This window comes from Rhizobium sp. WYCCWR10014 (assembly GCF_001657485.1).
Taxonomy (GTDB): domain Bacteria; phylum Pseudomonadota; class Alphaproteobacteria; order Rhizobiales; family Rhizobiaceae; genus Rhizobium.
Genome location: NZ_LXFU01000037.1, coordinates 488859 through 509536 on the forward strand (window position 1 = coordinate 488859; position 20678 = coordinate 509536).

The window sequence follows — 20678 nt, forward strand, 5'->3', positions numbered from 1 at the left end:
GCGCTATTGATAAATAAAGGCGCGGCCACCGGAGAAAGCGGCCGCTCTTTTGCGTCAGCTTGCCCAGTGCGAGTAGCGAATGACGCTGCAGAAATTGCCGCGGTGGAAATGCGGATCCTTGTCGGCCAGAACATCGGCCTTGACGTTGCCGAAGGTGGTCTCCGGCTTGTGCTTGATGCCGTCATAAAAGGTCTGAATGATATTTTCCTTGAACTGCTCGCCGCGCGGATGCGCATGCACCACCGCTTCGCGCTGAGCGTCGCTGTACTCCTTATAGGTCAGCCCGAGCACATCCATTTCGACGCCCGCCGTCACCAGCGCCACGACGGGATGCATATGCTGGGGAATGCCCGGCGTCGTATGCAGCGCGATCGCCGTCCAGACGGTATCGATATCGGCCTGGGCAATGCCGCGGCTCTTGAGGAAGTCGCGCGCCGCATTGGCGCCATCAACCTCGAAACGCTCATCCGCGCTGCTGTGCTGATGGGTGAGCCCCATGTCATGGAACATCGCGCCGGTATAAAGCAGCTCCGGATCGAAGCTGAGGCCACGTTGTTTGCCGGCGAGCGCACCGAAATAATAGACGCGGCTGGAGTGGTGGAAGAGCAGCGGGGAGGCAGTGTCGCGCACCACCTCCGTCACCTCTCGCGCCAGCTTGCTGTCGGGAATGCTGATGCCGTCGATCGTCAGGGCCATGGCCTTTTTCCTTGCGTTTGAACCTGTGTTCACATTAGAACAGGCGTGGATGTCAGCAATTGACGTAATATGGCATTTTCTGCCAAAACCGGTATCGTCAGGACGTGCAGCGTGAACCGAGTGAAGACCATTGCCATTCTCGCCGTGCCGGGCGTCCAGCTTCTCGACGTCTCGGGACCGCTCGACGTCTTTGCCGAAGCCAATGTCCAAACAGGCAGGGAGGTCTATCGACCCGTGGTGATCGCCGTCGGCCATGGCCATATCCGCAGCTCCTCCGGCGTTCGGCTGGTGGCGGACTACGTCATCGGCGACAACATCGGCGCGGTGGATACGCTGCTGGTCGCCGGCTGTCCGAATGCGGCGGATATTCAACCGGATACCGCGATGGTCGCCTGGCTGCGCTCGGCCGCGCCTGAGGCTAGGCGATACGGCTCTGTCTGCAGCGGCGCCTTCCTGCTTGCGGCAACCGGCCTGCTCGACGGCCGCCGCGTCACCACCCACTGGGCGGTCGCAGACAGGCTGGTCGAAGCCTACCCTGACATCATGGTCGAGGAGGACGCCATCCATGTGAGGGACGGCCGGTTGCGAACCGCAGCGGGTGTCACCGCCGGACTGGATCTTGCGCTCGCGCTCGTCGAGGAGGATCTCGGCCATGGGATCGCCATGAAGGTCGCCGGCCAGTTGGTGATGTTCTTCAAGCGGCCGGGCGGACAGATGCAGTTCAGCCGCAAAGGCGAGGCAGCGCCTGCCGGCCGCTCGGCGCTGCAGGAGGTCCAGCGCTGGATCGCCGCCAATCCCGCGGTCAACCACAGCGTCGCGACGCTGGCGCAGCGAATGGAATTGAGCCCCCGCCACTTCGCTCGGCTGTTCCGCGACGAGGTCGGCATGACACCCGCCGCCTGGGTGGAAGCGGCGCGCATCACGGCCGCACGACGGCTGCTGGAAGAAGGCCATGCGCCGAAGCAGGTCGCCGTCGAATGCGGCTTTGCCGATGCCGATACGCTGCGCCGAGCTTTCGCAAGGCAGATCGGTGTGACGCCTGCCGAGTATCGCAAGCGCCACGCCAAGGTGCATCTCGGCGCGCTGAAAAATGACTGAACCCTGCCGTTAACGAAGGCCGTGCCGCACGATTAACCACCTCGCTGGTTCTGGGGCAGATGTCACGGAGTTGCCCATTTTGCATCGGATGTGTCTGCCGCTGCACCGATCAACTCGCGGCTATCAGGACGCAAAATGAAACCGCTTCAAAGCCTGCTGTTTGCCTGCGCTGTCTTCGTTTCCCTGCATCAGGCAGCATCCGCCGCGGAGAATTTCATCTACACCAGCTCCGGCGAGCTCGAGGCCTCGAAAGCGCTGTTGTCGCGGCCGGATATCTCAGGGATCCAGATCGTCTACAACTGGAAGAGCCTGGAGCAGGCCAAGGGCCAATATGATTTCTCGGAGATCGAGAAAGATCTGGCGCTCGCAGAGAGCCTGAATAAGAAGCTCTTCATCCAGGTCCAGGACCGCTTTTTTGAGCCGAAGGCGCGCAACATTCCCGAGTACATGCTGAACGATCCGGAATATGACGGCGGCCTCACCGCCCAGTTCGACAATCCCGGCGAAAACAAGCCGGTCAGCTCCGGCTGGGTGGCGCAGCAATGGAACCCGGCCGTGCGCGAGCGTTATCAGGCGCTACTGAAGGCTCTGGCCGAAAAGTTCGACGGCAAGGTTTCCGGCGTCAACCTGCCGGAAACCGCGATCGATCTCGACCCCAGGCACGAGCCGAAGGGATATAGCTGCGACGCCTATTTCGATGGCGAAATGGCCAACCTCGCCTTTGCCAGGAAGGCCTTCGCCAAATCGATGGTGGTGCAATACGTCAACTTCTGGCCCTGCGAATGGGAAAACGACCATAACTACATGAGCCGTCTTTTCGACTTCGCGGCGAAGAACAATATCGGCCTCGGCGGCCCCGACATCGTGCCGAACCGCAAGGCGCAGATGAAAAACTCCTATCCCTTCTTCAACAAGTACAAGGGCAAGCTCGCCTATGTCGGCATGGCTGTGCAGGAACCGACGCTAACCTACAAGAACCCGGCGACGAAGAAGCCATTCAGCAAAGCTGGATTCACCGCTTTCGCCGAGGATTACCTCGGCGCAAACGTGATCTTCTGGAGTACGGCGACGCCGTGGCTGAAGAAATAGCGAGCCATCGCGCGCAAGCGGGCGGGCTATACTGCGGCTCCCTCACCCCTCGCTCAGTGTTCGCCGAACGGCATTCTTCCAACCCTTGAGCTTTGCCGCCCGCACCTTCTCGTCCATCTCGGGCTCGAACCGCCGATCCCGTTTCCACGTCGCCGAAAAATCGTCCCGGTCCGGCCACACCCCTGCCCGGCTGCCGGCGAGCCAGGCAGCCCCCAGCGCCGTCGTCTCGAGAATGACCGGGCGATCGACCGGGGCGTCGAGCAGGTCGGCAAGGCGCTGCATCGTCCAGTTAGAGGCAACCATGCCGCCGTCGACGCGCAGCACCGTGTCCTCGGTGCCGTTCTTCCAGTCCTTCTGCATGGCGTCGAGCAGATCGCGGGTCTGGTAGCAGACGGCCTCCAGCGCCGCCCGGGAGAGTTCGGCGGGGCCGCTGTTGCGCGTCAACCCGAAGATCGCGCCGCGCGCCTTGGCGTCCCAATGCGGCGCGCCGAGGCCGGTGAAGGCGGGCACGAGATAAACCTCCTGGGTCGGATCGGACCTTTCGGCAAGTGCGTTGGTCTCCGCCGCGCTGCCGATGATGCCGAGCCCGTCCCGCAGCCACTGCACGGCCGCACCCGCGATGAAGATCGACCCCTCCAGCGCATAGGTCGTCTCGCCGTCCAGGCGATAGGCGATGGTGGTCAGCAGCCGATTTTTGGAGCGCACCATGTCGGCGCCGGTGTTGAGCAGCGCGAAGCAGCCGGTGCCGTAGGTCGATTTCATCATGCCTGGCGCAAAACACGCCTGGCCAATGGTCGCCGCCTGCTGGTCGCCGGCAACGCCGAGAATCGGGATGGCAGCACCAAAAATATCAGGATCTACCGTGCCGAAATCCGCGGCGCAATCCTTGACCTCCGGCAGCATGGCGGCGGGGACCCTCAGAATATCGAGTAGATCCTCGTCCCACGCGTTTTCGGCGATGTTGTACATCAGGGTGCGCGAGGCATTCGTAGCATCGGTGACGAAACTCTTGCCACCCGTCAGCCGCCAGATCAGGAAGGTGTCGATCGTGCCGAAGCAGAGATCGCCCCTGGCAGCGCGCGCCCGCGCACCCTTCACGTTAGCCAACATCCAAGAGAGCTTGGTGCCGGAAAAATAAGGATCGAGAATGAGGCCGGTCTTCTTCGTGAACAGCCGCTCGAGATCCTGCCTTTTCAGATTGTCGCAATAGCTTGCCGTGCGCCGGTCCTGCCAGACGATGGCATTCTGGATCGGGCGGCCCGTCTCGCGCTCCCAGACGACAACGGTCTCGCGCTGATTGGTGATGCCGAGTGCTGCAAGATCCCTAGCCTCGATCCCGGCATCGCGCAGCGCCATGTGGACGGTGGAGACGACCGAATCCCAGATCTCCTCGGGATCATGCTCGACCCAGCCGGAGCGCGGATAGATCTGGGTGAATTCCTTCTGGCCCTTGCCGGCGACATGCATGTCGCCATCGAAGACGATTGCCCGTGTCGACGTCGTTCCCTGATCGATCGCCAGAACATATCCGCTCATGAAAGCCCTCCCGCTAGAGCAATTCCAGCAAAAGTGCGCAGCGGTTTTGCGTCCGGAATTGCGTGAACAAAGACATAGAGCATTTCCGTGATTCGGAGAAAAACGGAAATGCTCTTGCATGTCGATTATCGTGACAAATCAATAGGACACGGATGCGGGCGAGAAAAGCGAATAAAGCGGAATTGCCAGCCCGCCGGCTTTGGGCATAACCTCTGAGCCAACGCTGCAACGCAGCATCGCCATTTCAGGGAGAACAGCATGAGCAGAACAGTCGTCGTCACCGGTTCCACCAGCGGCATCGGCCTTGCGATCGCCACTACCTTCGCAGAAACGGGCGACAACATCGTCATCAACGGGTTCGGAAAGGCAGATGAAATCAAGGCGATCGTCGAACGGCTTGAATCATTGTCCAAAGGCCGGGCGCTCTATCATCCGGCCGACATGACGAAGCCCGCCGAGATCGCCGACCTGATCGAAACGGCTGCCAAGACCTTCGGCGGCGTCGATGTCCTGGTCAACAATGCCGGCATCCAGCACGTCGAGAAGATCGAGGATTTCCCGATCGAGAAATGGGACCAGATCATCGCGATCAATCTGTCGAGTTCCTTTCATACCATGCGCGCAGCGATCCCGCTGATGAAGGCGAAGAAGTACGGCCGCATCATCAACATTGCCTCGGCCCACGGGCTCGTCGCCTCCCCTTTCAAATCCGCCTATGTCGCGGCAAAGCATGGTATATTGGGTCTGACGAAGACGGCAGCGCTGGAGCTGGCCGAATTCGGCGTGACCGTAAACGCCATCTGCCCCGGCTACGTACTGACGCCACTCGTCGAGAAGCAGATACCGGATACTGCCAAGGCGCGCGGCATGACCGAGGAACAGGTAAAGAGCGAAGTCATCCTCAAGGCGCAGCCGACGCACGAATTCGTCAAGGCCGAGGAGATTGGCGCGCTGTCGCTCTACCTTGCCAGCGATGCGGCCCGGCAGGTGACCGGAACGCATATCTCGATTGACGGTGGCTGGACGGCGGCTTAACCATTTGGAAAAACAACCGGGAATATCATGAACGACAGCATCCGCTTCATCCTCAACGGCGAGGACATCACGCTCAGCGATGTCAGGCCAACCGAGACGCTTCTCGATTTTCTGCGGTTGAAGCGACGCCTGACGGGCACCAAGGAAGGATGCGCGGAGGGCGATTGCGGCGCCTGCACCGTACTCGTTGGTCGGCTGGCGGACGGCAAGCTCGCCTATGAATCCGTCAATGCCTGCATCCGTTTCATGGGCTCGCTGCACGCCACCCATGTGGTAACTGTCGAGCATCTGGCCGGCAGGGACGGCGCGCTGCATCCGGTGCAGCAGGCATTGGTCGATTGCCATGGCTCGCAATGCGGCTTCTGCACCCCGGGCTTCGTCATGTCGCTTTACGGCCTCTGGCTCGCCAAGGAAAAGCCCAGCCGCCAGGAAATCGAAAAGGCGCTGCAAGGCAATCTCTGTCGCTGCACGGGCTATGAGCCGATCGTCAAGGCCGCCGAGCAGGTGAGCCTGATGCGGCCGAGCACGCTCTTCGACCCGCTGGAACGGACGCGCTCTGAAATCGTCTCGCGGCTTTGGGCAATGCAGGCGAGTGGCACGATCAAAATCGCGAATGGCGAAGACCGGCTGATCGTGCCGGCTTCGATGCAGGCATTGGCCGAAGTTCTCTCGCAGGAACCCGACGCGATCATCGTCGCCGGCGCGACCGATGTCGGCCTCTGGGTGACGAAGCAGATGCGCAGGCTGAGCCCGGTCGTCTTCATCAATCACCTCAGCGAATTGCAGTCGGTCACGGAAGGCGAGGACGGCGTCACCATCGGCGCCGGCGTCAGCTACACCAGGGCCTTCGAGGCGATCTCCAAGAAAATCCCGGCGCTCGGCCGGTTGATCGATCGCGTCGGCGGCGAGCAGGTGCGCAACATGGGCACGATTGGCGGCAATATCGCCAACGGCTCGCCGATCGGCGACAGCCCGCCGCCGCTGATCGCGCTCGGCGCGACGCTGACGCTGCGGTCCCTGCAAGGCCAGCGCAGAATGCCGCTCGAGGATTTCTTCATCGCCTATGGCAAGCAGGACCGAAAGCCCGGCGAATTCGTCGAGAGCGTCTTCGTGCCCTATCCGGCAGCAGCCAGCCGCTTTGCCGCCTACAAGATCACCAAGCGCCGCGACGAGGACATCACTGCCGTGCTCGGCGCCTTCCTTCTGACGCTCGACGAGGCAGAAATCGTTACCGACATCCGCATCGCCTTCGGCGGCATGGCTGCGACGCCGAAACGCGCTCGCACGGTGGAGGCCGAACTGATCGGCAAACCATGGACGGAAGCGACAATCGACGCAGCCCGCCCCGCCTTCGACGCCGATTACCAGCCGCTGACCGACTGGCGCGCCACGGCGGAATACCGACAACTGACGGCGAAGAACCTGTTGACGCGGTTCTATCTCGAAACCGTCGGCGCGCCGGCGGAGCTGAAGCGGTTCGAGGAGATGGCGTGATGGAAAAATCGATCTTCAGCCTGATCCCCAAGACCTGGTCGCAAGCTTCGATGGGAACGGTCGCGGTCGCATCCCATCACTCCCTTCGTGGAGGACATCGCTGATGGACAAGTCCACCTTCGAAGACCGCAAGGCCATCATCGCGGGCCCGATGCACGGCTCGCTGCGGCATGATTCAGCACATAAGCACGTCACCGGAACCGCCGATTATATCGACGATATTCCCGAACCCGCAGGTCTGCTGCATGGCGCCCTCGGCCTCTCCGACCGGGCGCATGCCGAAATCCTCAGCATCGACCTTTCCGCGGTCGCCGCCTATCCCGGCGTCGTCTGGGTCTTCACCGGCAAGGACGTGCCCGGCGTCAACGACGTCAGCTCCAACGGCAGCCATGACGAGCCGCTGCTGGTCGAAACTTTAGTTCAGTTTCATGGCCAGCCGATCTTTGCCGTTATCGCCGAGACGCGTGATGCCGCCCGCCGCGCCGCGCTGCTAGCGAAGATCGACTATCGCGACCTGCCGCATTGGAGCGATATCGACGGCGCGCTCGCCAATGGCAGCCCGCTCGTCATCACCCCGATGACGCTGCGGCGCGGCGAGCCGGACACGGAAATGAGCAATGCCGCCATGCGTCTGAAAGGTCAGATGCGCATCGGCGGACAGGAACATTTCTACCTCGAAGGCCATATCGCTGTGGCGATCCCCGGCGAGGACGACGAGGTCACCGTCTGGTCGTCGACGCAGCACCCGAGCGAGATCCAGCACATCGTCGGCCACGTGCTCGACATTCCTTCGAACGCCGTGACCGTCAATGTGCGCCGCATGGGCGGCGGCTTCGGCGGCAAGGAGACGCAGGGCAATCAGTTCGCAGCCCTCGCCGCCATCGCCGCCAAGAAGCTCGGCCGCGCAATCAAATTCCGCCCTGATCGCGACGAGGATATGAGCGCCACCGGCAAGCGCCATGACTTCCTCGTCGATTACGAACTCGGCTTCGACGCCGAAGGCCGCGTCCATGCGGTCGACGCCACCTATGCGGCGCGCTGCGGTTTCTCCTCCGACCTCTCAGGGCCGGTGACCGACCGTGCCCTCTTCCATGCCGATTCCAGCTACTTCTATCCGCATGTGCATCTGACCTCGAAGCCGTTGAAGACGCACACCGTCTCCAACACCGCCTTCCGCGGTTTCGGCGGGCCGCAGGGCATGCTCGGCGCCGAACGCTTCATCGAGGAGATCGCCTATGCCGTCGGCAAGGACCCGCTCGATGTCCGCAAGCTGAATTTCTACGGTCAGCCGGGCTCCGGGCGTACGCTCACCCCCTACCATCAGGAGGTCGAGGACAATATCATCGCCCGCATCGTCGAGGAACTGGAGGAAACGGCCGAATACCGGGCGCGGCGCAACGCCATCATCGCCTTCAACCGCGACAGCCGCTACATAAGAAAGGGCATCGCACTGACGCCGGTGAAATTCGGCATCTCCTTCACCATGACCGCCTTCAACCAGGCAGGCGCCCTCGTCCACATCTACCAGGACGGCTCGATCCACCTGAATCATGGCGGCACCGAAATGGGCCAGGGCCTCTATACCAAGGTGGCGCAGGTGCTGGCCGATAGCTTCCAGGTCGATATCGACAGGGTAAAGATAACCGCGACGACGACGGCCAAGGTGCCGAACACCTCGGCCACCGCCGCCTCTTCCGGCTCGGACTTGAATGGCATGGCAGCCTTCGACGCCGCCCGCCAGATCAAGGAACGGCTGGTCGCCTTTGCCGCCGAGAAATGGGATGTTGGGCCTGCCGACGTCGTCTTCCTGCCGAACCGCGTGCGCGTCGGCGAGATCGAGATCCCCTTCCCCGATTTCATCAAGCAGGCCTATTTCGCCCGCGTCCAGCTTTCCGCCGCAGGCTTCTACAAGACGCCGAAGATCCACTGGGACCGCAAAGCCGGCCGCGGCACGCCCTTCTATTATTTCGCCTACGGCGCGTCCTGCACCGAGGTTTCGATCGACACGCTGACCGGCGAATATCTGATCGACCGCACCGACATCCTCCACGATGTCGGTCGCTCGCTGAATCCGGCAATCGACATGGGCCAGGTCGAAGGCGCCTTCGTGCAGGGCCTGGGCTGGCTAACGACGGAAGAACTCTGGTGGGACGACAAGGGCCGGCTGCGCACCCATGCTCCCTCGACCTACAAGATCCCGCTCGCCTCCGACCGTCCGAAGATCTTCAACGTGCGCCTCGCCGAATGGTCCGAGAACGCTGAAGCCACCATCGGCCGCTCCAAGGCCGTCGGCGAACCACCCTTGATGCTGGCGATCTCGGTGTTGGAAGCCTTGTCGATGGCGGTAGCAAGTGTGGCCAACTACAAGGCCTGCCCGAGGCTCGACGCCCCGGCGACGCCGGAACGGGTGCTGATGGCGGTCGAGCGGATGAAGCGGGTATAGGAGATGGAAACGCGTCCGGCTGGTTTGTTGGCTGAGCAGGATGGGCAGAGAGCTTGGAGTGAGCGATACCCCCCTCTGTCCTGCCGGACATCTCCCCCACAAGGGGGGAGATCAGCAAGACGGAATGCTCTGCGCCTTACTACCCTGCCGCTATATCACCAAAGCCCAACTTTACACTACGACTTTGCTGTTCCGCGAAGCCGTCGCCTCATACCGATCTCCCTCCTTGTGGGGGAGATGTCCGGCAGGACAGAGGGGGGTAACACACCCACGCCCCCATCGGCCCTCCACCGATGACCGACATCCACCCCTTCCTCGCCGCCCACCCGGACTGTATCCTCGTCGACATCACCGGCACGCAAGGCTCGACCCCGCGTGAGGCCGGCACCTTCATGCTCGTCTTGGCTGAGGCCCTGTGGGGTACGATCGGCGGCGGGCAGTTCGAGTTCATGGCGATCGCGAATGCGCGGGACATGTTGGCGGGAACCGGCGGGATGGCGGAGATGGATATCCCCCTTGGGCCTGACATCGGCCAGTGCTGCGGTGGGCGCACGCAACTGCGGTTTCGCCGGGTGACAAAAGCAGTTGCCGAAGAAATCGAAGCCAGGCTAACCAGCGAGATCGAGCGTCTGCCGGAGGTCTATGTCTTCGGTGCCGGCCATGTCGGCCGGGCGCTGGCAACGGCTCTTGCGCCGCTGCCGCTGTCGGTGACCGTCGTCGAGACGCGGCAGGAAGAGCTCGCAAACCTACCTGCCGAGACGAAGACGCGGCTCGTGCCGATGCCGGAAGCACTGGTGAAGGATATTCCGGCCGGCGGCGCAGTCGTTATCCTGACGCACGATCATGCGTTGGATTTCCTCATCGCCCGCGAAACACTGGAAAGAACGGATCTCGCCTATGCCGGCATGATCGGCTCGGCGACCAAGCGCGCCACCTTCGCCAGCTGGCTTTCCCGCGAAGGCGGCGGCGAGCGTGGCTGGATGGAGCGGCTGACGCTGCCGATCGGCGGCACGGCGGTCAGGGACAAGCGCCCTGAAGTGATCGCCGCCATGACCGCCGCCGAGATCCTGACGGCGCTTGGCGCCTACCGCATGCGCTCGTCTTCGTAGTAGGGATCGCGTCCGTCGAGGAAACCGAGATCACGCTTGACGCGATCGGGCGCCGTGTCGAGATCGAGGCTGGGCAGGCGCCAGATCCGCGCCAGCCGGCCACCGATGCGCCGGAAAATTCCAATGGTCGGCTGCGGCGGGCTCTGTTCGATAGCATAACAATCCATGACATCACCTCGATGGTTTGATGGTATGAGTTGCAGTTTGCGGCCAAAAGTGCTGCAATTCCAATCGAACAACCGTCTGTCTGCATCAAGAGAACTTATCCATGAAACTCTCCAAACAATTCCCGCTGAATGCGTTGCGCGTCTTCGAGGCCGCTGCCCGGCTCGGAAGTTTCACCAAGGCGGGCGACGAACTCGGCATGACGCAGACCGCCGTCAGCTACCAGATTAAGCTGCTGGAGGAGAATGTCGGCGAGCCGCTCTTCCTGCGCCGTCCCCGCCAGATCGCACTGACAGACACCGGCGAGCGGCTGGCGCCGAAGGTGACCGAAGCTTTCGCCATGCTGCACGACGCGATGGCGACGGCGCGCGACAGCGTCGAAGGCACACTCGCCATCAGTTCGACCCATACCTTCGCCTCGAAGTGGCTGGCGCCGCGCCTTGGCTCCTTCCACTTGAAACATCCGGCCATCGCTGTGCGCTTTCAGGCGAGTTCGGATATCATCGACTTCGCCCGCGAGCAGATCGATGTCGGCATCCGCTGGGGCGACGGCAACTGGCCGGGGCTGGCGCTGCACCGGCTGATGGGCCTGGAGTTCACGCCAATGCTGAGCCCGAAGCTGGCGGAGGCGGCAGGCGGCATCAGGGAGCCGCGCGATCTCCTGAATTTCGATCTCTTCGACGCCGGCGACATCTGGTGGAAACAATGGTTCGAGGCAGCCGGCGTCACAGACACGGATCTCGATCGGCGCCCGCGCAACCAGCTCGGCTCTCAGGCGGTGGAAGCCGATGCGGCGATCGCCGGGCATGGCGTCGCCATCCTTCATCCTGCCTTCTATGCGGCCGAGATCGCGCTCGGCCGGCTCTATCAACCCTTCGAACTGACTCGCAGCGACGGCAAAGCCTACTGGCTCGTCTACCCGGAAAACCGTCGCAATGTGCCCAAGATCAAGGCCTTCCGCAACTGGATCCTCGAAGAGATGAAGGCAGCCGGAAATTGATGCATGTCACCTAAAAATGTGCAGCCATTTTCGGACAACGACATGCCGGACCCGGTTCGTGAGCCGGGTCCGGTCCTGTGGTCCGCCTTCAAAATCCCATTTCCGGCGCATAGAAACAGCGCGGCGTATCCTCGTTCGGGAACAGACAGAGATGATAGTCGTTATCCCCGGATTGCATCGCCTTTGTCATCGGCAGCAGGAAGACATGAGCATGCGTGACCAGCCGGTGGTCGCCCGGCATCAGCGTCACCCGATATCCGCCTGGCGTCACCGCCACGCTTTTCGAAGGGATCATTTGGCAATCGCCATTATGACTGTTGCCGTTGCAACAATAGGGGTCATAACTCCACCCCGAGGGTGCGTCGTGAGCCATCGCCAACGACGCATACGCAATCATCACACACGTCAGAATGCTGCGCATGGGCATCTTCTCCGTCGATGAATGCGCCGCCGATGATCTAGCGGTTCTTATTTTATTCCGGCGGCCTGCAAAATAACTGTAATCGAGTCGTCATAGATCAAGGTCTGCTGAATTAGCAGATCAAGCAGAAAGCAGAGATAATGCACAGCCTTCTCGGCAGCTTTTAGGCACGCGACAGCAGATCGGCGATCCGACCGCGATCGGCAGCTTCCGCAAAACCGCCGGAAATCATCAACGGAGCGCCGAAGATCTCGATGAGCCCGTTGCCGAGGATGAGACCTTCGCCGTCCCGGCATGCGAAAATAGGGGTTGCTGTCGTCTTGCTGTAGCGAAGCAGCGCGGAGAGATAGCCGGGATCGTCGTTCAGATGCGGAAAGAACTCGAAGGGTACCAGACCGAGAGCCGCGCCATCCCGCACCGCATCGGGGGAACCGCCGGAAAAGAGCGCGTCTGCGGCGATCGTCGGCGTCATCAAAATCGCCCCGGCACTGGTTCCGACGACGATACCGTCATCACGCGCCCATGCGCGTAGCTTCTCCAGCATGCCGCTTTGGCGCAGCCGTCTCAGAAAATCACCAGTGTGGCCGCCTGTGAGATGAATGGCGCTACAGGAAAACAGCCGGCCAATCTCCTCGTCACCGGAAAGCACGTCGAGATCGAAGAAGAGATCGAGGGAAAGCCCGTAGCTGAGATAATAGCGCCGTTTCTCGTTGAAAAACTCTCGCTGCGGCTCCGGACCGGAGGCGATATAGCCGATGCGGTTACCGCGCGACAGAATGAGCGCGGCAAGCCGCCGGTCCATTGCCGCGTTTTCGGCGATGACCTGATCGCTGTAGAGTGCGGTGATCATTCCATTGCTCCTTTGGCCGCGTCAGCGATTGAGCGTGTGGTCCTTCAATCTCCTCTTCCCTCCCCGCCGAAATTTCCGCAATGTCACGAGTCGGAGGAAGATAGGGGAACTCGATGTATGAATATGCCATAGCATGGGAATGGCTCGCCTTCGCGGCGCGATGGTTCCATGTCATTACTGCGATCGCCTGGATCGGATCGTCCTTCTATTTCATCGCGCTCGATCTCGGACTGGTGAAACGCCCACATCTGCCACCCGGCGCCTATGGCGAGGAATGGCAGGTCCATGGCGGCGGCTTCTATCATATCCAGAAATATCTGGTGGCGCCGGCCCAGATGCCAGAGCACCTGACCTGGTTCAAATATGAGAGCTATTTCACCTGGATATCAGGCTTCCTGATGCTGTGCATCGTCTATTACGGCGGCGCCGACCTCTTCCTGATCGACCGGCATGTGCTCGACATCAGCCCACCGACGGCGATCCTGATCTCGCTGGGGTCGCTTGCCCTCGGCTGGGTCGTCTACGATCTGCTCTGCAAGTCGCCGCTCGGGCGGAACACCTGGGGACTGATGGCGGTGCTCTATGTCGTGCTCGTCTTCATGGCCTGGGGCTATACGCAGCTCTTCACCGGCCGCGCCGCCTTCCTGCATCTCGGCGCCTTCACCGCGACGATCATGTCGGCCAACGTCTTCATGATCATCATTCCGAACCAGAAGATCGTCGTCGCCGACCTCATCGCCGGACGGGTTCCCGATCCTAAATATGGGCAGGTCGCCAAGCAGCGTTCGCTACACAATAACTACCTGACGCTGCCCGTCATCTTCTTCATGCTGTCGAACCATTATCCACTGTCCTTCGGTACGCAGTTCAACTGGGTGATCGCGGCTCTCGTCTTCCTGATGGGCGTCACCATCCGCCACTGGTTCAACACGACGCATGCCAGGAAGGGCCGGCCGACCTGGACCTGGATCGTCACCGTCATTCTCTTCATCCTGATCATGTGGCTTTCGACCGTGCCGAAGCTGCTGACCGGCGAAACCGATGCGGCGGCGGTCGCGCCTGCCTTCCAGCAATTCGCCGGCGATCCGCATTTCCCCGCCGTCAAGCAACTGGTCTCGACGCGCTGTTCCATGTGCCACGCGGCCGAACCGGTCTATGAGGGTATCGTGCGGCCACCCAATGGCGTGATGCTCGAAAACGACGCGGAAATCGCCGCCCATGCCCGTGAGATCTATATACAGGCGGGCCGCAGCCATGCCATGCCGCCCGGCAACATCACCGACATTACGCCGGACGAGCGCAAGCTGCTGGTCACCTGGTTCGAGAGCGCAGTCGAAGGCAAGAAACAATGACGACGACACTCCTGCGCGGCCGCCTGCTTTCTTTCCATCGCGCGCCGCTAAGCCTCGCCGACAGCCAAAGCTATCTTTACGAAGAGGATGGCGGCCTGTTAGTCGAAGATGGGCTGATCACGGCAATCGGCCCTTATACCGAGGTCAAGGCAAAAGCAGCCGCGGACACGGTCGAGATTGACCACCGCCCGCATCTGATCATGCCCGGCTTCATCGACATGCATCTGCATTTTCCGCAGATGCAGGTGATTGCCTCCTACGCCGCCAACCTGCTCGAATGGCTGAATACCTATACATTTCCCGAGGAATGCCGTTTCGTCGAAAGCGCCCATGCCGAGAGGATAGCGACGCATTTCTACGACGAGTTGATCCGCCACGGCACGACGACGGCGGTCGCCTATTGCTCCGTGCACAAGACTTCGGCCGACGCCTTCTTCGCCGAGGCGATGAGACGCAATATGCGCATGGTCGGCGGCAAGGTGATGATGGACCGCAATGCCCCGCAGGGCCTGCTCGACACGCCCGAGATGGGCTATGACGAGACCCGCCAGGTGATATCGGACTGGCATGGCAAGGGCCGCAACCACGTCGCCATCACCCCGCGCTTCGCCATCACCTCGACACCGGCGCAGATGGAAGCGACATCAGCCCTTGCCCGCGAATTTCCCGATCTGCACATCCAGACGCATCTTTCGGAAAACCACGACGAGATCAAATTCACCTGCGAACTCTATCCCGACGCGCTCGACTATACCGACATCTACGCCCGCTACGGCCTGCTCGGGCCGAAAAGCCTCTTCGGCCACGCCATCCACCTGTCCGAGCGCGAAGCCGATGCCATGAGCGAGGTGGGTGCCGTCGCCGTCCACTGCCCAACCTCGAACCTCTTCCTCGGCTCAGGCCTGTTTCCGCTGAAGGCGCTGGCGCGGCGCGAAAAGCCGGTTCGCATCGGCGTGGCGACCGATATCGGCGGCGGATCCAGCTATTCGATGCTGCGGACGATGGACGAGGCCTACAAGATCCAGCAACTGCTCGGCGAACGGCTGAACCCGCTGGAAAGCTATTACCTGATGACCCGCGGCAATGCCGAGGCTCTGTCGCTGGCGGACCGGATCGGCACGCTGGAACCGGGTACCGAGGCCGATCTCGTCGTTCTCGATGCCGCGGCGACACCAGCCATGGCGCTGAAGATGGAAGTGGTGAAGACGCTGCCCGAGGAGCTTTTCCTGCTGCAGACGATGGGTGACGACCGGGCGATCGCCGAGACCTATGTGGGCGGCGTTGCGTTGAAGAAGGAGCTTCAATGACACGCCCCGTCGCCCTTGAAATCGGAGCGTGAAAGCTGCCTGGCACGGCCAGTTTCCCGTAACACTCATGCCAAATTCATGTTATGGCCGATAGCCGCATTCAGATGTGAAGGTTCAATTCATGGCCGCTCCGCTCACCATCGCTGACCTGAAAAAGCTTGCACAGCGCCGTGTGCCGAAGATGTTTTTCGACTATGCGGATTCGGGCGCCTGGACGGAATCGACCTACGCGGCGAACGAGAGCGATTTCAGTCAGATCAAACTGCGCCAGCGGGTAATGGTCGACATGACCGACCGCACGCTGGAAACGACGATGATCGGCCAAAAAGTGTCGATGCCGGTGGCCCTGGCGCCGACCGGACTGACCGGCATGCAGCATGCCGATGGCGAGATGCTGGCGGCACGCGCCGCCGAGGAGTTCGGCGTTCCCTTCACGCTTTCGACGATGAGCATCTGCTCGATCGAGGACGTGGCGTCAGCGACGACACGTCCCTTCTGGTTCCAGCTCTACGTCATGAGGGACAAGGATTTCGTCCTCAACCTTATCAATCGCGCCAAGGCCGCCGGATGCTCGGCGCTGGTGCTGACGGCCGACCTACAGATCCTTGGACAACGGCACAAGGACCTGCGCAACGGTCTGTCGGCGCCGCCGAAATTCACCCCGAAACATGTCTGGCAGATGGCGACCCGGCCGTTCTGGTGCCTGGACATGCTGCAGACCAAGCGCCGCAACTTCGGCAATATCGTTGGCCATGCGAAAAATGTCACCAATATCGCCTCGCTGTCCGCATGGACGCACGAGCAGTTCGACCCTCGGCTGTCCTGGGCGGATGTCGCCTGGATCAAGGAACAATGGGGCGGCCCCCTGATCATCAAGGGCATACTCGATCCGGAGGATGCGAAGGCCGCCGCCGACACCGGTGCCGATGCGATCGTCGTCTCCAATCACGGCGGCCGCCAGCTTGACGGCGCCCCCTCCTCGATCAGCATGCTGCCGAAGATCGTCGATGCCGTCGGCGACCGCATCGAGGTCCATCTCGATGGCGGCATCCGCTCCGGCCAGGACGTGCTGAAGGCCGTGGCGCTCGGCGCCAAGGGCACCTATATCGGCCGCCCCTTCCTTTATGGTCTCGGCGCCATGGGCAAGGAAGGCGTATCGCTGGCGCTCGGCATCATCCGCAAGGAGATGGACATCACCATGGCGCTCTGCGGCAGGCGCGACATCAACGATGTGAATTCGTCGATCATCGCAGGACGGCAGTGAACCTGCCGCCAGCGACGCACGTAGCAACGGCTCCCCAAATATCTCGATACTGGACGCTGTCTCAGTCCTTCTAACCGCACGTTAAGCTTAGGTTGTATTTTTAGCGCGACATCTTGAAAGCACAAAAGCGGTGCTTTATGTTTTGACTATGGCAACCACAGGCAAGACACCGCATCCATCGCAGCTGCGCTACACGCTGGCGCCTGACGACAGTGCCCGGCAGGCGCTGGACGACACCATTGCCGCCTATCTCAGGATGATCGAAATCCTGACCGGCCTCGTCTCCCACAGGACGGGCGCCAATCTCGTCGTCCTGCATGACCTTGCCTATGAAACCGTCCGAGAGAAGACGGGCTTGCCGGCAAGGCTGGTCACGCTCGGCCTTCGCGATTTCGCCGCCAATCGCGGCGTCACCGACGATCCGCCGCATCTGCCGCTCGATGACAAGCTCTTCGCCATCAAGGGGCCCTCGGACCTGACGATCGCCACGGTGCACGGACGTGTTGCCGTGCCCTTCGATGTCGCGGGTTATTCCAGGGGATGGGAGAGTATTTTTCCGGCCTACCTCGTTGCGGGCCAGGATCGCTACGAGATTCACATCGGCGTCACGCCGAATTCCGCTCGGATGGAGGAAAACATGACGAACGAAGGCATTCTCTCACGCATGGGCCGTCTGATCGCGGGCATCGCGAATGCGGCGATCGACAAGGCGGAAGGCGTAAACAAGATCGCCGTCATCGAACAGGCGGTCCGCGAGATCGATGCGGCGGCTGATGAGGCCCGCACCGATCTCGGTAAGGCGCGCGCGGAGGAATACCGCATCCAGAGCCGCAGAGACGAAATCGTCGAAGACATGAACGCGCTAGACCAGAAGATCCGCCTCGCCGTCTCCTCCGGGCGGGATGAGCTGGCAAAGGCCGGCGTCGCCCGTCAGATCGATCTCGAATCCCAGATCGCAGCGCTCGATAAGGCGCTGGCCGATGCTAGGGAACAGGTGGACGAAGGCCAGAAAGCCTTGCAGGCCGTGCTCGCCACGCGCCGCGAGGCGGACGCTCGCCTTGCCGATTTCAAGCGCAGTATCGCCCGGCATCCCGAACAAGCAGCGACCGGTCACAGCCAGCCCGCACCGGGTGCAGATGCTGCCCGCGCTGCCGCAGCCGTCTCGCGGCTGACCGGAGTTCCGGCTGGCGAGCATGGCCACAGTTCCGAATTGGACGAACTGGACCGACTGCACCGCGAACAGGCAATCGAAGCCCGGCTCGCACGCTTCAAGGCGGATAACCGATAACACGATGGCACTCCTTTTTTCCCCTGAATGTGCGCCCTTTGCCATCGCCGCAGCGATCCTTGTCGGCCTGACCGCGATCGAGATGCTCGCGATGGTCATGGGTTTTTCGATGACGGAATTTCTGGGAAAGCCGGAGGTTCATGGTCATGACGGCATCCTGGCTTACCTTTCCTGGCTCAATCTCGGCGGTGTTCCGCTGCTGATTCTCATGATGCTGACGCTCGGCTTCTTCGCGATGACGGGCTTTGCGTTACAGGCCGTCGCCAACGCCTTCTGGGCGCCGCTGCCAAGCTTCATCGCCGTCATACCTGCCGCGCTGGCAACCATCCCCATGGTCAGGGCATCGAGCAGAACCGTGGCGCGGATCGTACCGCACGACGAAACCTATGCGGTCGATCTCGACGCTTTGCTCGGCCGGACAGCCGAGGTGTCGATCGGCCCGCTCGATCAGGGACTGCCGGGCCGCGTCCGCGTCAAGGATCAGCATGGAAACTGGCATGTGCTTCGAGCCCGAGCCGCCAAGGGCGAAGGTCCGCTCGCGATCGGCGCTTCGGTTCTTCTCGTCGATCACAAGGCAAATGTGTTTATCGCCATTCCCGCGCCGGTCGACCCCGCCGATGCGGACAATCAATCTTTGAGGGAGCAGCAATGATGTACGACGTTATTCTACCAGCCGGCATTGGGATTGTTCTGATCTTCGGCATCGGTTTTGTCCTCGCCTCTCTTTACACGCGCTCCAGCCGCGATGAGGCCTATGTGCGCACCGGTCTCGGCGGCCAGAAGGTCGTGCTCGACGGCGGTTCGGTCGTCCTGCCGATCTTCCATTCGACTGCCCGGGTTAACCTGAAGACACTGCGCCTTGAGGTTCGCCGCGGCGAAGGCGATGCACTGATCACCAAAGACCGCATGCGCGTCGATATCGGCGCCGAGTTCTATGTCCGCGTGAAACCCGATGCCTCCTCGATTGCGCTTGCCGCCCAGACGCTCGGAAATCGCACCAACGACGCCGAGGCTCTCCGCATCCTGATCGAGGCGAAATTCGTCGACGGCCTTCGCTCGGTGGCCGCGACGATGAATCTCGACGCGCTGCAGGAACAGCGCATGGATTTCGTCAAGGCCGTGCAGGAAGCTGTCGGCGCCGATCTCCAGTCGAACGGCCTCGAGCTCGAATCCGTGTCGCTGACACGCCTCGACCAGACCGATATCAAGCATTTCAACGCCAACAACTTCTTCGACGCGCAGGGTCTTGCGGCATTGACCCGCATCACCGAGGGACGCAAGAAGGAGCGAAACGAGATCGTTCGCGATACCGAAGTCGCCATCGCCCAGAAGGATCTCGAGGCCCGCCAGCAATCGCTGACCATCGAGCGGACGAAGCGAGAGGCCGAACTCAGCCAGGAAAGAGACATCGCCAACAAATCTGCGGCGACACGCGCCGAAACCGCCCAACAGGAGCAGGCAGCAAAACGCGCCGAGGAGGAAGCCCGCATCGCTTCCGAGCAAGCGATCGCCGAACGCGAGGCATCTGCCAAGCAGGCTCGCGAAAGCGCCAACATCGACGCCGCCCGCGCCGTCCAGCAACGCGAAACCGAGGCCAAGCGTGACCTCCAGATCGTGGCACAGGAAAGCGCCATCGCCGTCGCCAACAAGAGCCGTGAAGAATCCGAAGCGAAGGCGGCTGCGGAAACGGCCCGCGCGCTGGCGATCGCGGCAGAAGAAAAGGTCGGCACCGCCAAGGCGATCGAGATTGCCGAACGCGAAAAGCAGATTGCCGTGATTGATGCGCGCAAGAAAGCCGAGACGGAAGCAACCGCCGTCACCGTCGGCGCGGAGGCCGAAAAACAGGCAGCAAGCGACCAGGCCGAGGCCATCAAGACGCTCGCGACTGCCGAGGCGGATGCGGCGATCATCAAGGCCAAGGGTATTCTCGAAACCGGCAAGGCCGCGGCCGAGAGCGAAGCATTGCTCAACGACGCTCGCAACAAGCTGAGCTCTGCTATCATCGAGTTCGAGATCACCCGCGAACGTATCCGCATCATTCCGCAAGCACTCGCCGAGGCGGTCAAGCCGATCGAGAAGATCTCCGATATCAGGATATTCGATACCGGCGGCATGCTCGGCCGCGGAAACGGCGCAGCAGGCGGAAACGGCATCGGGCTCGGCGATGGACTGGCCGGCCAGCTCCTCTCCTACCAGGCCAACAAACCGATCCTGGACAAATTGCTGAAGGAAGCCGGCTTCGAGGGCGACGATGCCATCTCATCCCTTCTTGGAAATCTCGATGGCGCAAGACCGGCAAGAGCGGTAACGCCCGCCGCAACCCCCGCGAAGCCCGCAACACCGACCGTAGCCCCGACACAAACGATCATTCCTCCGGCCCCGAAGCCGGCACCAAAGAAAGACTGATCGCCGCGCAAGTGGGTCTGGACTAGAACAGGATGATTTTAGGCCGGTTCGGCCCAAAATCTGAATCCTGTTCTAAGCTAAATAGTTAGAGCATGATGTCGCCCGAAACCGCACACACTTTTCTG

Annotated in this window: 18 protein-coding genes; 13 read left to right on the forward strand and 5 right to left on the reverse strand. The window is 61.7% G+C overall.

Annotated features, from left to right (window positions below; all coding sequences use genetic code 11):
- Positions 1-54: 54 nt before the first annotated feature.
- A complete protein-coding gene (locus tag A6U98_RS19195; protein WP_064652014.1) occupies positions 55-696 on the reverse strand; it encodes an HD domain-containing protein in 642 nt (213 codons plus the stop codon).
- Between the two features lie 111 nt (positions 697-807).
- Here A6U98_RS19195 and A6U98_RS19200 point away from each other — a divergent pair, with 111 nt between their 5' ends.
- Both A6U98_RS19200 and A6U98_RS19205 read left to right on the forward strand, forming a co-directional pair.
- Positions 808-1794: a GlxA family transcriptional regulator gene (locus A6U98_RS19200; RefSeq protein WP_082933944.1), complete on the forward strand. Its 987-nt coding sequence runs from the start codon at positions 808-810 to the stop codon at positions 1792-1794.
- A 135-nt stretch (positions 1795-1929) separates the two neighbouring features.
- Complete coding sequence (locus A6U98_RS19205; RefSeq protein ID WP_064652016.1) at positions 1930-2883, forward strand: hypothetical protein; 954 nt, start codon at positions 1930-1932, stop codon at positions 2881-2883.
- A gap of 42 nt (positions 2884-2925) precedes the next feature.
- On the opposite strand, the gene glpK is transcribed toward A6U98_RS19205, so the two are convergent.
- Positions 2926-4419, reverse strand: coding sequence for a glycerol kinase GlpK (glpK, locus tag A6U98_RS19210; protein ID WP_064652017.1), 1494 nt, complete (start codon positions 4417-4419; stop codon positions 2926-2928).
- A gap of 258 nt (positions 4420-4677) precedes the next feature.
- Between glpK and A6U98_RS19215 the strand changes: the two genes are divergently transcribed.
- The 4 genes from A6U98_RS19215 to xdhC all read left to right on the forward strand — a co-directional run bounded on the left by A6U98_RS19215 (position 4678) and on the right by xdhC (position 10500).
- The gene (locus tag A6U98_RS19215) at positions 4678-5454 is read left to right on the forward strand and encodes a 3-hydroxybutyrate dehydrogenase (RefSeq protein WP_064652018.1); all 777 of its coding nucleotides are present in this window, start codon (positions 4678-4680) and stop codon (positions 5452-5454) included.
- Between the two features lie 27 nt (positions 5455-5481).
- Positions 5482-6948: a xanthine dehydrogenase small subunit gene (gene xdhA / locus A6U98_RS19220; protein WP_064652019.1), complete on the forward strand. Its 1467-nt coding sequence runs from the start codon at positions 5482-5484 to the stop codon at positions 6946-6948.
- Positions 6949-7051: 103 nt separating this feature from the next.
- Positions 7052-9391, forward strand: coding sequence for a xanthine dehydrogenase molybdopterin binding subunit (xdhB, locus tag A6U98_RS19225; protein WP_064652020.1), 2340 nt, complete (start codon positions 7052-7054; stop codon positions 9389-9391).
- Between the two features lie 293 nt (positions 9392-9684).
- Positions 9685-10500 carry a xanthine dehydrogenase accessory protein XdhC gene (gene xdhC / locus A6U98_RS19230; RefSeq protein ID WP_064652021.1) on the forward strand — a complete coding sequence of 272 codons (816 nt, stop codon included), beginning with the start codon at positions 9685-9687 and terminating at the stop codon, positions 10498-10500.
- On the opposite strand, the gene A6U98_RS19235 is transcribed toward xdhC, so the two are convergent.
- Positions 10476-10667, reverse strand: coding sequence for a hypothetical protein (locus A6U98_RS19235; protein WP_027683503.1), 192 nt, complete (start codon positions 10665-10667; stop codon positions 10476-10478). The two genes, xdhC and A6U98_RS19235, sit on opposite strands and share 25 nt — an antisense overlap.
- A gap of 101 nt (positions 10668-10768) precedes the next feature.
- Here A6U98_RS19235 and gcvA point away from each other — a divergent pair, with 101 nt between their 5' ends.
- Positions 10769-11665, forward strand: a complete 897-nt coding sequence (gcvA, locus tag A6U98_RS19240; RefSeq protein WP_027664042.1) for a transcriptional regulator GcvA — start codon at positions 10769-10771, stop codon at positions 11663-11665.
- Positions 11666-11753: 88 nt separating this feature from the next.
- On the opposite strand, the gene A6U98_RS19245 is transcribed toward gcvA, so the two are convergent.
- Complete coding sequence (locus tag A6U98_RS19245) at positions 11754-12086, reverse strand: hypothetical protein (RefSeq protein WP_003541942.1); 333 nt, start codon at positions 12084-12086, stop codon at positions 11754-11756.
- Positions 12087-12249: 163 nt separating this feature from the next.
- Positions 12250-12936, reverse strand: coding sequence for a Type 1 glutamine amidotransferase-like domain-containing protein (locus A6U98_RS19250; RefSeq protein WP_064652022.1), 687 nt, complete (start codon positions 12934-12936; stop codon positions 12250-12252).
- A gap of 113 nt (positions 12937-13049) precedes the next feature.
- Here A6U98_RS19250 and A6U98_RS19255 point away from each other — a divergent pair, with 113 nt between their 5' ends.
- From A6U98_RS19255 to A6U98_RS19280, 6 genes are all read left to right on the forward strand, one after another.
- Complete coding sequence (locus A6U98_RS19255) at positions 13050-14288, forward strand: urate hydroxylase PuuD (RefSeq protein ID WP_064652023.1); 1239 nt, start codon at positions 13050-13052, stop codon at positions 14286-14288.
- Complete coding sequence (gene guaD, locus A6U98_RS19260) at positions 14285-15595, forward strand: guanine deaminase (RefSeq protein WP_064652024.1); 1311 nt, start codon at positions 14285-14287, stop codon at positions 15593-15595. Before A6U98_RS19255 ends, guaD begins: the two co-directional genes overlap by 4 nt.
- A gap of 121 nt (positions 15596-15716) precedes the next feature.
- Positions 15717-16859, forward strand: coding sequence for an alpha-hydroxy acid oxidase (locus tag A6U98_RS19265; protein WP_064652025.1), 1143 nt, complete (start codon positions 15717-15719; stop codon positions 16857-16859).
- Between the two features lie 130 nt (positions 16860-16989).
- Entirely contained in the window at positions 16990-18147 is a 1158-nt protein-coding gene (locus tag A6U98_RS19270) for a PspA/IM30 family protein (RefSeq protein WP_064652026.1), read from the forward strand.
- A 4-nt stretch (positions 18148-18151) separates the two neighbouring features.
- On the forward strand, positions 18152-18799 hold the full coding sequence (locus tag A6U98_RS19275; protein ID WP_064652027.1) for an OB-fold-containig protein: 648 nt from the start codon (positions 18152-18154) through the stop codon (positions 18797-18799).
- Entirely contained in the window at positions 18796-20553 is a 1758-nt protein-coding gene (locus A6U98_RS19280; protein WP_064652028.1) for a flotillin domain-containing protein, read from the forward strand. Before A6U98_RS19275 ends, A6U98_RS19280 begins: the two co-directional genes overlap by 4 nt.
- Positions 20554-20678 lie beyond the last annotated feature (125 nt).